Raw genomic sequence first — 15,453 nt, forward strand, 5'->3', positions numbered from 1 at the left:
GGGTTTGACTCAACAGCATTCAGACAGGTGCTCCATATGACCGCAGTCAACGTGTACCAACAACGCCCAACCACCGGGGCCAAGGCCGAGTCGTCGCTGCACCATGCCGACCTCGCCAGCCTGGTGGGCAAGGGTCGCAAGAACGCCGGTGTGACCGTGCGCGAGAAAAAACTCCTGGGCCACCTGACCCTCCGTGGCGATGGCCACGATCCGGCATTTGCCGCGGGCGTGCACAAGGCCCTGGGCCTGGAATTGCCAGGCGCCCTGGCCGTCATCGTCAAGGGTGAAACCAGCCTGCAATGGCTCGGCCCGGATGAATGGCTGCTGGTGGTCCCCACTGGCGAAGAATTCGCCGCCGAGCAGAAACTGCGTGAAGCCCTGGGCGACCTGCACATCCAGATCGTCAATGTCAGCGGCGGCCAGCAGATCCTCGAACTGTCCGGCCCGAACGTGCGCGACGTGCTGATGAAATCCACCAGCTACGATGTACACCCAAGCAACTTCCCGGTGGGCAAGGCCGTGGGTACGGTGTTCGCCAAGTCGCAACTGGTGATTCGCCACACGGGCGAAGACACCTGGGAACTGGTGATCCGCCGCAGCTTCTCCGATTACTGGTGGCTGTGGTTGCAGGATGCCGCGGCTGAGTATGGGTTGAGCGTGCAGGCCTGAATATCGCAGTCCAAAGCCGGACACTTTTGTGGCGAGGGGATAAATCCCCTCGCCACAGAGTTCTGTGTTCGGCGGGGCTTATCCATAACAAACAGGAGTCACCGCAATGAGCCGCGCCCCGGATACATGGATCTTGACTGCCGACTGCCCCAGCGTGCTCGGCACCGTGGACGCGGTGACCCGCTTTCTGTTCGAGCAGGGTTGCTATGTCACCGAACACCATTCCTTCGACGACCGGCTCTCGGCGCGTTTCTTCATTCGCGTGGAGTTTCGCCAGCCCGACGGTTTTGACGAGCAGGCCTTTCGCGCCGGCCTGGCCGAGCGTGCGCAAGCCTTCGGCATGGTCTTCGAACTGACGCCGCCCAACTACCGGCCCAAAGTGGTGATCATGGTCTCCAAGGCCGATCACTGCCTCAACGATTTGCTCTACCGCCAGCGCATCGGCCAGTTGTCCATGGATGTGGTGGCCGTGGTGTCCAACCACCCCGACCTCAAGCCGCTGGCCGACTGGCACCAGATTCCCTACTACCATTTCCCCCTGGACCCGAACGACAAGCCGGCCCAGGAGCGACAGGTGTGGCAGGTGATCGAAGACACCGGTGCCGAGTTGGTGATCCTTGCCCGCTACATGCAAGTGCTGTCGCCGGAATTGTGTCGCAAGCTCGACGGCAAGGCGATCAACATCCATCACTCGCTGCTGCCGGGCTTCAAGGGGGCCAAGCCGTATCACCAGGCCTATAACAAAGGCGTGAAGCTGGTGGGCGCCACGGCGCACTACATCAACAACGACCTGGACGAAGGCCCGATCATCGCCCAGGGCGTGGAAGTGGTGGACCACAGCCACTATCCCGAAGACTTGATCGCCAAGGGCCGCGACATCGAAGGGCTCACCCTGGCCCGGGCGGTGGGGTATCACATTGAAAGAAGGGTGTTCTTGAACGCCAATCGCACGGTCGTTCTTTAAGGCCGACATCGCGAGCAAGGGGGACGCGGTCAAATTGTGGGAGCGAGCTTGCTCGCGATGAGGCCCTTGAGACAACAAAGAAACAAGACACAAGCACTAACCCGAGCAATCAACGCGCTGCCTGCCTGGGCAACGCAGTTCCACAAAAACAACAGCGAGGTGAAAGCATGTCTGGTAATCGTGGTGTCGTGTATCTCGGCAACGGCAAGGTCGAAGTACAGAAAATCGACTATCCAAAAATGCAGGACCCGCGCGGCAGGAAGATTGAGCACGGTGTCATCCTGCGCGTGGTCTCCACCAACATCTGCGGCTCCGACCAGCACATGGTCCGCGGCCGTACCACTGCCCAGACCGGCCTGGTCCTGGGTCACGAGATCACCGGTGAAGTGATCGAAAAGGGCAGCGACGTCGAGAACCTGAAAATCGGTGACCTGGTGTCGGTGCCGTTCAACGTGGCTTGCGGACGCTGCCGTTCCTGCAAGGAGCAACACACGGGCGTCTGCCTGAGCGTCAACCCGGCCCGTGCCGGTGGTGCCTACGGTTATGTGGACATGGGCGACTGGACCGGCGGCCAGGCCGAATACGTGCTGGTGCCGTACGCCGACTTCAACCTGCTGAAACTGCCGGATCGCGACAAGGCCATGGAGAAGATCCGTGACCTGACCTGCCTGTCCGACATCCTGCCGACCGGCTACCACGGCGCCGTCACTGCTGGCGTTGGCCCTGGCAGCACCGTCTACATCGCGGGTGCCGGCCCGGTTGGCCTGGCGGCTGCCGCTTCCGCTCGCCTGTTGGGCGCGGCGGTGGTGATCATCGGCGACGTCAACCCGATCCGCCTGGCTCACGCCAAGGCCCAGGGTTTCGAAATTGCCGACCTGTCCACCGATACACCGTTGCACGAACAGATCGCTGCGCTGCTGGGCGAGCCTGAAGTCGACTGTGCTGTCGATGCGGTAGGCTTCGAAGCCCGCGGCCATGGCCATGACGGCGTCAAGCACGAAGCCCCGGCCACCGTGCTCAACTCGTTGATGGGGGTGGTCCGCGTCGCTGGCAAGATCGGTATTCCCGGTCTCTACGTTACCGAAGATCCGGGCGCAGTTGATGCCGCCGCGAAAATGGGCAGCTTGAGCATCCGCTTCGGCCTCGGCTGGGCCAAATCCCACAGCTTCCACACCGGCCAGACCCCAGTGATGAAGTACAACCGCCAGCTGATGCAGGCGATCATGTGGGACCGTATCAACATTGCTGAAATCGTCGGTGTGCAGGTGATCAGCCTGGATGACGCGCCGAAGGGTTATGGCGAATTCGATGCGGGCGTGCCGAAGAAGTTTGTGATTGATCCGCATAAGTTGTTTAGTGCGGCGTAAGAACGGCCTGCACGGGAAAGGGCGACTTCGGTCGCCTTTTTTAGCTTCGTATATTGAATTTTTGTGTATTTTTGTTTTGTGATGAAGACGGAGAAGGAATAATTACTCTGTCTTTGTTAAGGGTGTTTCGATCAACTATCACAGCCTTAAGTTCGTCGGCTCGTTTTGTATTGAGCTTGTTACCGATCACCCTGTGTACCAGAGCTCTAACGGCGGGACTCTTCCTTAATGTCGTGAATGCTCCGTGTGTTGCCTTCATACCGGCCCCTAGACTCAGCAGTGCGCCACCGCCATTCTGTAGGGCTACTCCTGCTGTGTAACCTGCCATCTGCAACGTCGTACCTGTCACTACGCTGGTATATCCCGCATTGGTAATCAGCTCAGCATATCCTTGGAATCCCACCGGGCGCGCTCGAAATAAAGCCCCTACGATATTCTCCGTATGTGTCGCGAGCGCTTCGAAAAATTCGAAGAGCTGAAAAAGTGACAGGCTAAATTGCCCGGTAGGGTCTACTCGATTTATCGGATCTCCAACGCAATAGCCGTAGGCATTAAACCCGCCCTGGCCAAACGGGCTCAACTTGTCCGGGCTGTTGAACCGCATCAACAACGGGTTGAATGCCCTGTATCCGTTACCCAACAGATAGTGTCCAGTCACCGGGTCCGGCCGTTCGCCGTTGAAACCGAGCATGCTGAGTAGACCGCTTTCTGTGGCACGGTGGCCGTAAGGTGTGTACGCGAGACAATGAGGGCCCGTTGCATCGAGCGCGTGCAATACCGAGCGTTGTTGATCGGTGGCAAGCAAAGTAGTTTCGAGGGCCCCGTTCTGACGTTGGTGCAGCGCCAGCAGTTGGTCATCGTGCTGGAGAATCGACCATTGCTCCGTGCCCTGAATTTCACAGGTCAATCGATCTTTCAAGTAAAAGCGTTGGGTGCCGGCTTGCGCCGTTGGTGTGCAATCGACCAGCCGATCCAACGGGTCGTAGCGGTATCGACAGAGTAGGTTTTCGCGTTCGAATGGCATCGGCAGTACTCCCTGGAGGGTACGCGTATTTCAAAAGTTACTTTGGCACAATTGGTTAAAGTCGTCACTAGTAACTCTGTTAGGGCCGAGGGGGAAAAAACGTCACTCACGTTAACTTACTCAGGGATTTAAATTGACGCTGCTTTATTTACCAGTCGTATCGAATTCTTTTTCCTCTTTCAATAATTTCCCGGGCCTTTTGTTGCCGAAGCCGAAGGTCTTTTGGTGACTCAAATATTGTTTCCATGGGTGAGAAGCGCTCAGTCGGAATAGGTATATACAAATCTTGACGCGTTGTAGGAGGTGCTTTAGGGTCCATAACGCTGGGTGAGTGATAAATATTTGTAGGCCGTTCTGTAGCCCGAGGGAACGCCCAATAAGTGTGCAGTCGTGCATTGGCAGGCAATGGTGGTAACGGTCCAATTTTTGGAAGTCTCTGCTTTGGCATAGAACTGCTAGGAGCCCCAGCACTGATTGAGTCTTGGAAGCCGGGCGATGTGGCATTTTTTGGGGGGGCTGGGGTGGGAATAGACCCGCGCAATGGTTTGGACGAAGCTGAAGCCATCGAGCCCGAATTTACGATCCGGGAAGCACTGTTTGCTGCGTTTACAGTCGTGGCTTGAAACGAAGTCGCGGGTGACGGGGTATTTGGCGTCCGAGGTCTTAAGAAGTTTAAAAAGGCTTTCCAAAGACTGGAAAAGCTAATGTAGTGCCCTGAAGGGTCAGTGCTGTTAACAGGGTCGCCTATACAATAGACGTAGGCGTTCAACCCACCTGCCCCAAACGGACTGAAACTGTCTGGGCTGTTGAACCGCATCAACACCGGGTTGAATGCCCGATAACCATTACCCAGCAAATAATGACCCGTCACCGGGTCCGGCCGTTCGCCATTGAAGCCGAGCAAGCTAAGCAAATCGTTTTCCGGCGGGCGGTGGCCGTAAGGCGTATAGACAAGGGCACAAGGCTGCGTTGCATTGAGCGCGTGCAATACCGAGCGTTGTTGATCGGTGGTAAGCAAAGTGGTTTCGACGGCGCCGTCCCGGCGCTGTTGTTGCGCCAGGAGATGATCCTCCTGCTGGAAAATCGAACGCTGTATTGAACCTTGTATCTCGGAGGCCAGGCGGCTTTTCAGATAGAAGCGCTGAATGCTGGCCTGAGTGGAACGCGTGCAATTGGCCAAGCGATCCAATGGATCGTAATGATAGCGGCAGAGCTGCATTTTACGGTTCGTCGACATGGTTCGCTCGCTGTGTGGAACCGGTCTTTAATTCCGGCATCACTCTCGTGGCTTGCATACCTTTTTCTCCTTTCTCGATTTCAAACGAAACGCTCTGCCTCTCCTTCAAAGTTTTATAGCCCTCACCAGCAATCGCCGAATAGTGAACGAACAATTCTTCACCACCTTTGCCACATGTAATGAAGCCATAGCCTTTTGCATCGTTAAACCATTTAACGGTTCCTTTGATTCGGTCGTTCATTTTTATTGTCCTGCTTGCCCGAATGGATAAAGGCGTGGTTGCCCATGGCTTTGTTTTCGTTGACACAACAGGAGCTTAGGATCGGGGCAAATCGTTGCCTACTGTCAGAGTTGACAGTAGGCAATACCGAGAGGAAATAACCGGTGGCAGGTGATATTCAGATGACTGTCATGAGGCGGTCATGCCATGGCCTGCGCTTGCAATCGTCGGCCGATTACGTCCAGTACATCGCAGCCATCGCGCAAGGGAATCGCCAGGAGCAGGGCGAAGTCGTGGAGGACGACGGCGTCGGAACTGATCTCCTCGCGGAAGGCGATATTTTCCAATAATTGAGTGACGGCGCGGATGCGGTAGGCGGCGGTTTCGTAGAGGACGTCGAGGGGGGCTTGGGTGTCGATGAGCAGGGTGGCGGGGGTGCAGTCGACGCCAGTGATGGGGATGTATCGGTTCATTGGATAGAGCTCCCGTAGCTTGGTGGATGCCGCCACTCACTCGTCGCCAAACGAATGGGTGGCAGCTGTACGCGGGTTGGCGAACCGGATAGCTACGGACTCCGGCAGACCTCAGGTCTCCCGCGCACAACTACCATTAAGTAGTTTTTCGAGTGCAAAAGCCCGTGCCAAAAAGCAGGGCTTCTGACCGTAGTTTATCGAGTCGCCAAACCCGAGTCGCCATGTGGACGACGGGAAGAACTATAAGCATCGCCTATTGGGCTGGGCAAGGCTCGCTGTTGCGGGGGATTTCCCAAGTATTTGTGGGATTTTTGGTCGTGAGTATTCAGGCGGGAACACCGCTTCCTTTGTGGCGAGGTGCAGCAGCCCCAAAATGCCAGTCAGTTAAAGCCTCAAATCCGTGGGAGCAAAGCTTGCTCGCGATTGGGGTGAGCCAGTTGACAACGCCATTGACTGGTCTGCCGCCATCGCGAGCAAGCTTTGCTCCCACAGGTTTTGTGTCGTTTGATTCTTAACTGACTGGGCATTAGGCGGCAGCCCCCTGCTTTTCAGATACCAGCGGCGAGCGCTTCGCACTCGAGCGGGAGCAAGCTCCCTCGCCACCCGGTTATTGGTGTGCAGTTGCGGCCCCGATCCGGTCGCAGAATTCAGGGTAGAACCCCCGGGCGCTGGGGCCTTGGCAATAGTCTTGCGCCTGGGTCAGGGCATCGGCGCTGAAATCCAGACTGCGGGGCATGCTGGCGAAGGTGACGTAGCCACCTTGTTGCGTTTTGATGGCGTCGAAACCCTGCATGTCGTAGACCAGTTCCACGTCATCGTCGGCCAGCAGTCGCGCCTTGACCGTCACTTTTGTGTATTGCTTGCCCCCCGGCGCGCCATTGAGCGCCGCCAGGCCGTGGCCGACCACGCGCAGCATGTGCGGGACCCAGGGCTCGCAGTCGTCCGTGCAAGCGCCGGGACGGTAGAGCATGGTCAGTGCTTGCTGATCGCGGCTTACCTCGGTCAGGGCCGGGTCGGAGCGTTTGATGCGATGCTCGATGGTCAGCCAGGTCTTCTGCGCATCACTGGTGTCGTCGGCAAGCTCTGGATTCAGCGGACCCCGCTGGCATTCGGTGACACCAAAGGCAATGAGCATGCCTGTCAGAATGACCGCGAGGGTGGCGCCGCCGATTTTTACGTTCATGGGCAAACTCTGCAGGAGGAAGCCGCACTGTACGGTAATGGTGCTGGCGAGGGCAGGGGGCTTTGGGCGGCGGTGCTGGAACAGTGACGCGGTTACCAGGATCGATCAATAAATCAAATTGAAGTAGTCGCCGTTCATCAACCTGCACATTCGCGTCTCCGCGCTTTCGCAGCGATTGCTCACCCACTTTGAAAAGGCCGGTTCCAGGATTTGTTGATCGTCCAACTTCAGATTGATCGCCCCGTACCTGCACGTGATGGTCGCACGGGGGGCTGTCTGCTCGTCCCCATCGCCCTCATGGGTGACGTACTCGGCACCTTCGAATTGCAACGAGGTCGGGTCGACCACGTCCACCAGGCTTTCGCTCTTCCATTCGAGGTCTTCCCGGATATCGACGAAGTAAACGTCTTCCAGAGATTCAATGTTCCTGTGAATGTCAGTGACGGCGGGGCACGTTATTTCACCGGCATGGACATGGCCGATGATCATCAAAAGCATGATCGCGCCTCCAGCCAGTATTTTTTTCATATGCCAGGCTCCAGGGCTCGGTTCGACAATTTCACGGCTTTGGTCGGGGCGGGCTACTGTCAATGTTGGCAGTTATTTATGTCAATTTAGAACTGTATAAGGATGTTTGGTAACTTTTTGCTATATAAAAAAGCGCAGTTTTCGTTAAATCAGATGCTTCCTACGGTCCTTGAAGAATTTTCCGTAATGGCTATCGGCCATTCACGTAATGCGTTTAGGAACAATCCCCGTCCGTGTCAGTCCAAAGCACGCTTTACGCCGCTCTTTATGGGCGGCTTTTTCATGCTTAAGAGGATGTCCCGGATGAAGGTTTCACGAGGTTTTGCACTGTCTTGGCTGCTGACACTGGCCGCCAGCCCGGCCTTCGCGCAGTTCAGCCTCAGCGATGCGGCCAATGTGGTGTCGGCGATGCAAGGCAACTCAGGTGAGAAGGAGGGCGTCGTGGCCGCCGCGCCGAAAGCTGCCGGTCTGCTCAATACTCTGGGATCGGAACTCAAGATCACGCCGGAACAGGCCATCGGCGGTGCTGGCGCGATGCTGGGACTGGCGAAGAATCGGCTCAGCGAGCCGCAGTTCTCCGAGTTGAGCAGAAGTGTGCCGGGCCTGGATCAGATTGCTGGCAACAGCGCCATCGGGGGGCTCAATGGCCTGGGCGGTCTGCTCGGTGGCGGGGCGGACAAAAATGCTTTGCTCGATGGTCTGCTGGGTAACGTCAAGGACACCGGCGACCTGAACAATGCCTTCAGTGCGCTGGGCATGGACAGTGGCATGATCGGCCAGTTTGCCCCGATCATTCTGCAGTACCTCGGCCAGCAGGGTGTGACCGGTTCGCTGCTGCAGAACCTGGGTGGTATTTGGGGCGCAGGTGTCTGATCAACCACCCTCGTTGCGCAAATACGTAATACGCCGGTCCTTTTCAGTCCAGAGCTGATTGACCCAGTTCTGCACGTGCTGGCGAAACACCGGGTCGTTTTCATAATCCCCCTGCCACAACGCCGGGTCCAACTCGCGGGTCTGGATGTCGACGATGACCCTGGGCACCGCGCCGCTGATCAAGTCCCAGAACCCGGGAATCTTCTCTTGCGGGTACACCACCGTCACGTCCAGTACCGCATCCAGTTGTTCACCCATGGCCGCCAGCACGAACGCCACGCCACCGGCCTTGGGCTTGAGCAGGTGGGTGAAGGGCGATTGCTGTTGTTGGCTTTTGGCGGTGGTGAAGCGGGTGCCTTCGAGGTAGTTGACCACGGTGACCGGTTGACGCTTGAACAGCTCGCAGGCGGCCTTGGTGATTTCCAGGTCCTTGCCGGCCAGCTCCGGGTTCTTCGCCAGGAACGCCTTGGTGTAGCGTTTCATGAAAGGGTAGTCCAAGGCCCACCAGGCCAGCCCCAGGAACGGTACCCAGATCAGTTCCTTCTTGAGGAAGAACTTGAAGAACGGCGTGCGCCGGTTGAGGGTCTGGACCAGGGCGGGGATGTCCACCCAGGACTGGTGATTGCTGATCACCAGGTAAGAGGTATCGCCGCGCAGATCCGCGCCGCCGCGGATGTCCCAGCGGGTGGGGATGCACAGGGCAAAGATCAGCTTGTCGATCTCGGCCCAGGTCTCGGCGATCCACATCACCGCCCACGAGGCGTAGTCGCGAAAGCGCCCGGGCAGGACTAGTTTGAGCAGGGCGAACACCATCAGCGGCCCGAACAGCACCAGGGTGTTGAGCAACAGCAACAGGGTGACGAAACAGCCGGTGAGCAGGCGGCGCATAGATGACTCTTGCAAACGGGTGGGCGGGCCATGATAAGCAAGCTTCGGGCGCCAGGCCAAATCGGTGTGGACGAATGTTTCACCTTTTGATCGGTATGCTGGGTTTGCTTCTGTGGCGAGGGGATTTATCCCCGTCGGGCTGCGCGGCGGCCCGGATTCTGTACAGCGGTTCAGCACCATGGCGAGCGCTTCGCACTCGAACGGGGATAAATCCCCTCGCCACAGGGGCCGCGCCGGGCTGGTTGTTCTCGGCTATCGATCTTGAAGTACGCAGAACGAATCCCTTTGCCACTGTCTAAAAGCCCACCCATACAGGAAGCCCTATCCCATGAAATCCCTTCTCGCCCTGCTTACCCTGGTGGCCCTCCCAGTGCTGGCCGCCGAGCCGACCCTGTACGGGCGCTACGAATACATCGCGCTGCCGGAAATCGGCGGTGAAGTGCTCAAGGCCAAGATGGACACCGGCGCCCTGACCGCCTCGCTGTCGGCCAAGGACATCGAGACCTTTACCCGTGACGGCGATGATTGGGTGCGGTTCCGCCTGGCGACCAAGGATGCGAGCAACAAGGTCTACGAACACAAGATCGCCCGCATCAGCAAGATCAAGACCCGTTCCGAAGAGGATGAGGACGACGACGAAAAGATCGCCCCCACCAAGCGCCCGGTGGTCGATCTGGAATTGTGCCTGGGTAATGTCAAGCGCACGGTCGAGGTCAACCTGACTGACCGCAGCAGTTTCAATTACCCACTGTTGATTGGTGCCAAGGCGTTGCGTGAGTTCGGCGCGGCGGTGAACCCGGCGCGGCGTTATACGGCTGACAAGCCGGACTGCTGATGGCGTAGCTCAGCAATTCTTATAAGGGTTCCGAAAATTAGAAGGTGTTTTTTCGGGGCCTGGTGGCTTGGGCGTTAGGGTAATATATAAAAGTTTTTATGTTTAAATTTACTTAAGATTGACGGATCTCCTTGGTTAAGTCGAGTTTAGTAAAATGCTGTATATATTTGTAGCGAGCTATTTCTGCACCGGTTATCCTGATTGCAGGGAGGATATTTACCTCAGGTAGTCCCTCATTAGATAAAAAATTATTTAACTTTTCGAGGTTTGCTTGTTTGCTTAAGCTTTTCGCAAGGTCAATTCTTGTGTCGAAAGCTATGGTGTTAAGTAGTTCGGCCCCGCTGGGCAGTGAAAAGGCAATTTTCTTATATATATTTGGAAATGTCTCAAACTCATGTAAAAGTTTAAGGAATTCATATTGAGTCCAAATTTCTATTGGGTCGGTGAGAGGTGGGTTAATGGTAAAATGATCATGTTGCCCTAATCTTGCTTCATTGGCTTTCGCGATCTCGACTATGGCTTTGTTCTGTTTTAGGTTACTTACTTTTTTTGCTGTCTGTAGTGTTGGTGTGGATTTGGCAGCTCGCTCACTCCGTGCTCCGATGGATGTTAAGGTGGTTGACTGGGTCGTGAGCGGTTTTCGAACACTCTTTAACATCGACCGAATTGGAGTGTGCCCTGTCGGATCGTTCCGGTTAATGGGGTCTCCTATACAATAGCCATACGCATTCAATCCCCCCTTTCCAAATGGGCTCAAACTGTCTGAACTGTTAAATCGCATCAATACCGGGTTGAAAGTTCTAGACCCATTTCCCAATAAATAGTGTCCTGTCACCGGATCGGGCTGCTCACCATTAAACCCAAGTAAACTGAATAAACCATTTTCTGAGGGGCGATGGCCATAAGGTGTATAGCTTCGGTAGGGGCGAGCCCCGGTTGCGTCGAGTCCAGTCAATACCGAACGCTGTTGATCGGTCGCCAGCAGGGCAGTCCAGCCATTTACATCCACGCGTCGAAGTAGGGCCAGCAACTGGTCTTCGTGCTGGAAAATACTACTTTCCACTGCGCCCTGTATTTCGGTAGCCATTCGGTTCTTGCAATAAAAGCGCCGAATGATGGCCTCCGCGGATGGTGCACGGTCGACCAGCCGATCGAGCGGGTCGTAGCGGTAGTGGCACAATACGGCTCTGCGAGAGTAGGTAGTCATGGGCTAAGCTCCATCTGAAGCCTTCAAGAACGGTCTCCAGCATCAGCCGTTTTTCAGCGGGTGCCTACTATCAGAACTGTTAGGTATGACGGCTAACCGCGCAAGCTTGAATGCCGGTTGACGTGCTCCAAGCCTTGCGGCACCGTTCCGGCAACTTTTACTGCCGGGCTCGCAAGCCATGCCTCATATCCTGATTGTCGAAGACGAAGCCGCCATCGCCGATACGCTGGTGTTTGCCCTGCAAGGGGAGGGGTTTGACACCACTTGGCTGAGCCTTGGCGCCGCCGCCCTCGATCACCAGAAGAACACCCCGGCCGACCTGATCATCCTCGATGTGGGCCTGCCGGATATCAGCGGATTCGAGACGTGTAAAAGTCTCAGACGTTTCAGCGACGTTCCGGTCATCTTTCTGACAGCCCGGGATGGGGAGATCGAGCGGATCGTAGGCTTGGAAATCGGCGCCGACGATTACGTAGTCAAACCCTTCAGCCCCCGCGAGGTGGCGGCCAGGGTCCGGGCGATCCTCAAGCGCGTGGCGCCGCGCCCAGCGGTGGAGCCGGGCACGGGACTGTTCCAGGTCGATGCCGACCGTGTGCAGATCAACTATCGCGGCAAACCGCTGAACCTCACCCGCCACGAATTCCGCCTGCTCAATTGTCTGCTGGAGCAACCCGAGCGGGTCTTCAGTCGCGAACAATTGCTCGATGCCTTGGGCGTTGCCAGCGATGCCGGCTACGAGCGCAGCATCGACAGCCACATCAAGAGCGTGCGCGCCAAGTTGCGCCTGGTCCGGGCCGAGGCCGAACCGATCCAGACACATCGAGGCCTGGGCTACAGCTACAGCCCGGGGCACAGCTGATGTCGCTGGGGATCCGGATTTTCCTGGTGTATGTGCTGTTTATCGCCCTGACCGGCTATTTCGTGCTCAACACGGTCATGGAGGAAATCCGCCCCGGCGTGCGCCAGTCCACCGAAGAAACCCTGGTGGACACCGCCAATCTGATGGCCGAGATCCTGCGGGACGATTTCAAGGCCGGCACCCTCAACCAGAATCGCTGGCCGCAGTTGCTCAAGGCCTACGGCGAACGCCAGCCGGCGGCGACGATCTGGGGCCTGCCGAAGAATCAGGTCAGCCATCGCATCTACGTCACGGATGCCAACGGCATCGTGGTGCTCGACTCCAGTGGCGTGGCGGTAGGGCAGGATTATTCGCGCTGGAATGACGTCTACCTGACCCTGCGCGGCCACTACGGCGCCCGCTCGAGCCGTAGCGATCCGGACGATCCGGCGTCTTCGGTGATGCACGTCGGCGCGCCGATTCGCGACAACGGCCGGATCATCGGCGTTGTCACCGTCGCCAAGCCCAACAGTTCCTTGCAGCCTTATGTCGACCGCACCGAGCGGCGCCTGTTGGCCTATGGCGCCGGCCTGGTCGCCCTGGGCTTGTTGCTGGGCGGCTTGCTGTCGTGGTGGCTCAGCGCGGCACTGCGGCGTTTGACGAGCTACGCCCAGGCGGTCAGCCAGGGGCGTCGGGTGGAAGTGCCGCATTATCGTGGCGGCGAGTTCGAGCAATTGGCGGGTGCCGTGGAGCACATGCGCACCCAACTCGAAGGCAAGGCGTACGTCGAGCGTTACGTGCACACACTCACCCACGAACTCAAGAGCCCGCTGGCGGCGATTCGTGGCGCCGCCGAACTGCTGCAAAGCGACATGCCCGCCGCCCAGCACCAGCGCTTCGTCAGTAACATCGACAATGAAAGTGCGCGCATGCAGCAGTTGATCGAACGCTTGCTCAACCTGGCCCAGATCGAGCAGCGCCAGGGGTTGGAAGAAGAAGTCTCGGTACCGCTGGCGGCGTTGATGGACGAGTTGCTGGAGGCGCGCGGCGGCTGGATCGAAAGTCGCCAGTTGAAAGTCGAACGGCACATCGCTGCCGGCTTGACGTTGACGGGAGAGCCGTTCCTGTTGCGCCAGGCCTTGGGCAACTTGTTGGAAAACGCCCTGGACTTCACCCCTGTCAACGGCTTGCTACGGGTCAGCGCCGAGCGCCGTGGGAACCGCGTCGAGATCCGCCTGTTCAATCAGGCCGCGCCGATCCCCGACTACGCGCTGCCCCGCCTGAGCGAACGCTTCTACTCCCTGCCGCGCCCGGACAGCGGTCGCAAGAGCACCGGCCTGGGGCTCAACTTCGTGGAGGAGGTGGTGCAGTTGCATGGGGGGCAGTTCAGTATTGGCAATGTCGAGGGTGGGGTGGAGGTGGTTTTGCGGTTGTCCTGACCCCGCAGTTGCTATCTGACTAAACACCCATTCCTGTGGGAGCGAGCTTGCTCGCGATAGCGGGGTACCAGTCGGCATAACTGGCGCTGACCCACCGCCATCGCGAGCAAGCTCGCTCCCACAGAGGTTCCTGGTTCTCCACACAATCTCCACATTCCCCCCATAAACCCCTCACACAACCACCCCAGACTCTCCCTCATTCGAACAGGGAGAGCCCCACATGAACCGCAGCCTCGCCATTAAACTGGGCATGATCGCCCTCTTGATTCTCTTGCTGATGATTCCGCTGTTGATGATCAATGGCCTCATCGATGAGCGCCAGGAATTGCGCGACGGTGTGCTGCAGGACATCGCCCGCAGCTCCAGCTACAGCCAGCAATTGATCGGGCCGATGATCGTGGTGCCGTTTCGCAAGAGCGTGAAGGTCTGGAACACCAACGAGAAGACCGGTGTGCGTTTCCTGGAAACCGTCGAGCGAACGGGGGAGTTGTATTTCTTGCCCGAGCAATTCGAGCTCGACGGCCAGGTCCGCACCGAAACCCGTGCCCGGGGTATCTACGAAGCGCGGATGTTCCACGCCGATAACCGGATCGATGGCCGCTTCAAGGTGCCTGAGCGCTATGGCGTCGCCGCCAAGGACTTTGCCGACTACCGCTTCGACGAACCGTACTTGAGCGTTGGCATCAGCGATATTCGTGGCATCGAGAACGCGCTGACCCTGACGCTGAACCAGCAGACCGTCGACTTCCTGCCCGGCTCGCGGCTTGGCTGGCTGGGGCAGGGTGTGCATGTGCCGCTGCCGATGATCACCGCCCAGGGCGGTCCCGAGCTGACCTTCGGTTTTGACCTGCGCCTGCAAGGTACTGGCGAGTTCCAGATTCTGCCGGTGGGCAAATCCACCAAAGTGCACTTGTCGGCGGACTGGCCGCACCCGAGCTTCATTGGCAACTATCTGCCCAGCAATCGCGAGATCAATGAGCAGGGCTTCAGTGCCGACTGGCAGACGTCGTTTTTCTCCACCAACCTGCTGGAAACATTACAAGCCTGCGAGCCGAGCGATAGCTGTGAAGCGTTCCGCAGCCGGGCCTTCGGTGTGAGCTTCATCGACCCGGTGGACCAGTACCTCAAGAGCGACCGGGCGATCAAATATGCGCTGCTGTTCATTGCCCTGACGTTCGCCGGCTTCTTTCTCTTCGAAGTGCTCAAGAGCCTGGCCGTCCACCCGGTCCAGTACGCCTTGGTGGGTGTGGCGCTGGCGTTCTTCTACCTGCTGCTGTTGTCGCTGTCGGAACACATCGGCTTCACCCTGGCGTACCTGGTGTCGGCCAGTGCCTGTGTCGTGCTGATCGGGTTTTATGTCTGCCATGTGTTGCGCAGTGTGAGCCACGGCCTGGGGTTTTCGGCGGGGCTGGCGGGTTTGTACGGTTTACTCTACGGCCTGTTGAGCGCGGAGGACTATGCACTGCTGATGGGGTCGCTGCTGCTGTTCGGCCTGCTGGGCGTGTTCATGGTGCTGACCCGCAAGCTGGATTGGTACGGAGTGGGGTCGAAGCCGGCCGCTGCAATGGCCTTCGATCTGGGAGAAGTGAAATGAGCCGGTCGTTGGGGTTGCGTGAGGATCAGCGGGAGGGAGCGATGTTGGTGGCGCTGATTGCCGGGTTGTTTCCGCTGGACCGCAGTGGTCCTATCGCGAGCAAGCTCGCTCCCA

16 protein-coding genes are annotated in these 15,453 nt (G+C 57.9%); 8 read left to right on the top strand and 8 right to left on the bottom strand.

The features are described from left to right. Positions 1-36 precede the first annotated feature (36 nt). The 3 genes from BLQ55_RS16260 to fdhA all read left to right on the top strand — a co-directional run bounded on the left by BLQ55_RS16260 (position 37) and on the right by fdhA (position 3,000). Positions 37-669 carry a sarcosine oxidase subunit gamma gene (locus BLQ55_RS16260; protein ID WP_072405821.1) on the top strand — a complete coding sequence of 211 codons (633 nt, stop codon included), beginning with the start codon at positions 37-39 and terminating at the stop codon, positions 667-669. A gap of 106 nt (positions 670-775) precedes the next feature. Further along, a complete protein-coding gene (gene purU, locus BLQ55_RS16265) occupies positions 776-1,633 on the top strand; it encodes a formyltetrahydrofolate deformylase (protein ID WP_060740301.1) in 858 nt (285 codons plus the stop codon). Positions 1,634-1,800: 167 nt separating this feature from the next. Next, positions 1,801-3,000: a formaldehyde dehydrogenase, glutathione-independent gene (gene fdhA / locus BLQ55_RS16270; protein WP_092169460.1), complete on the top strand. Its 1,200-nt coding sequence runs from the start codon at positions 1,801-1,803 to the stop codon at positions 2,998-3,000. A gap of 40 nt (positions 3,001-3,040) precedes the next feature. Here the strand turns inward: fdhA and BLQ55_RS16275 are convergent, their stop codons facing one another. From BLQ55_RS16275 to BLQ55_RS16300, 6 genes are all read right to left on the bottom strand, one after another. After that, positions 3,041-4,024 carry an RHS repeat-associated core domain-containing protein gene (locus tag BLQ55_RS16275; protein WP_092255137.1) on the bottom strand — a complete coding sequence of 328 codons (984 nt, stop codon included), beginning with the start codon at positions 4,022-4,024 and terminating at the stop codon, positions 3,041-3,043. Between the two features lie 148 nt (positions 4,025-4,172). Beyond that, complete coding sequence (locus BLQ55_RS16280) at positions 4,173-5,261, bottom strand: RHS repeat-associated core domain-containing protein (protein ID WP_092255139.1); 1,089 nt, start codon at positions 5,259-5,261, stop codon at positions 4,173-4,175. Next, a complete protein-coding gene (locus BLQ55_RS16285) occupies positions 5,245-5,502 on the bottom strand; it encodes a cold-shock protein (protein ID WP_092255142.1) in 258 nt (85 codons plus the stop codon). The genes BLQ55_RS16280 and BLQ55_RS16285 overlap by 17 nt, the downstream gene beginning before the upstream one ends. Positions 5,503-5,681: 179 nt before the next feature. Next, positions 5,682-5,954: a hypothetical protein gene (locus BLQ55_RS16290; protein ID WP_053213219.1), complete on the bottom strand. Its 273-nt coding sequence runs from the start codon at positions 5,952-5,954 to the stop codon at positions 5,682-5,684. 607 nt (positions 5,955-6,561) lie between these two features. Continuing rightward, the gene (locus BLQ55_RS16295) at positions 6,562-7,137 is read right to left on the bottom strand and encodes a hypothetical protein (protein ID WP_092255144.1); all 576 of its coding nucleotides are present in this window, start codon (positions 7,135-7,137) and stop codon (positions 6,562-6,564) included. A 105-nt stretch (positions 7,138-7,242) separates the two neighbouring features. Then, the gene (locus BLQ55_RS16300) at positions 7,243-7,665 is read right to left on the bottom strand and encodes a DUF3757 domain-containing protein (protein ID WP_092255146.1); all 423 of its coding nucleotides are present in this window, start codon (positions 7,663-7,665) and stop codon (positions 7,243-7,245) included. A 303-nt stretch (positions 7,666-7,968) separates the two neighbouring features. On the opposite strand from BLQ55_RS16300, the gene BLQ55_RS16305 reads away from it, so the two are divergent. Beyond that, on the top strand, positions 7,969-8,538 hold the full coding sequence (locus tag BLQ55_RS16305) for a DUF2780 domain-containing protein (protein WP_092255148.1): 570 nt from the start codon (positions 7,969-7,971) through the stop codon (positions 8,536-8,538). Here the strand turns inward: BLQ55_RS16305 and BLQ55_RS16310 are convergent, their stop codons facing one another. Beyond that, positions 8,539-9,426, bottom strand: coding sequence for an acyltransferase (locus tag BLQ55_RS16310; protein ID WP_092255150.1), 888 nt, complete (start codon positions 9,424-9,426; stop codon positions 8,539-8,541). Between the two features lie 328 nt (positions 9,427-9,754). Here BLQ55_RS16310 and BLQ55_RS16315 point away from each other — a divergent pair, with 328 nt between their 5' ends. Beyond that, on the top strand, positions 9,755-10,261 hold the full coding sequence (locus BLQ55_RS16315) for a retropepsin-like aspartic peptidase RloA2 (RefSeq protein ID WP_092255152.1): 507 nt from the start codon (positions 9,755-9,757) through the stop codon (positions 10,259-10,261). Between the two features lie 112 nt (positions 10,262-10,373). On the opposite strand, the gene BLQ55_RS16320 is transcribed toward BLQ55_RS16315, so the two are convergent. Then, a complete protein-coding gene (locus tag BLQ55_RS16320; RefSeq protein ID WP_092255154.1) occupies positions 10,374-11,468 on the bottom strand; it encodes an RHS repeat-associated core domain-containing protein in 1,095 nt (364 codons plus the stop codon). A gap of 178 nt (positions 11,469-11,646) precedes the next feature. Between BLQ55_RS16320 and creB the strand changes: the two genes are divergently transcribed. From creB to creD, 3 genes are all read left to right on the top strand, one after another. Beyond that, entirely contained in the window at positions 11,647-12,327 is a 681-nt protein-coding gene (gene creB, locus BLQ55_RS16325; RefSeq protein WP_092255156.1) for a two-component system response regulator CreB, read from the top strand. Then, on the top strand, positions 12,327-13,745 hold the full coding sequence (gene creC, locus BLQ55_RS16330) for a two-component system sensor histidine kinase CreC (RefSeq protein WP_092255158.1): 1,419 nt from the start codon (positions 12,327-12,329) through the stop codon (positions 13,743-13,745). The genes creB and creC overlap by 1 nt, the downstream gene beginning before the upstream one ends. 220 nt (positions 13,746-13,965) lie before the next feature. Beyond that, complete coding sequence (creD, locus tag BLQ55_RS16335; protein WP_092202758.1) at positions 13,966-15,339, top strand: cell envelope integrity protein CreD; 1,374 nt, start codon at positions 13,966-13,968, stop codon at positions 15,337-15,339. Positions 15,340-15,453 lie beyond the last annotated feature (114 nt).

It is taken from the genome of Pseudomonas sp. NFACC13-1 (assembly GCF_900104425.1).
Taxonomy (GTDB): Bacteria; Pseudomonadota; Gammaproteobacteria; order Pseudomonadales; family Pseudomonadaceae; genus Aquipseudomonas; species Aquipseudomonas fluorescens_AA.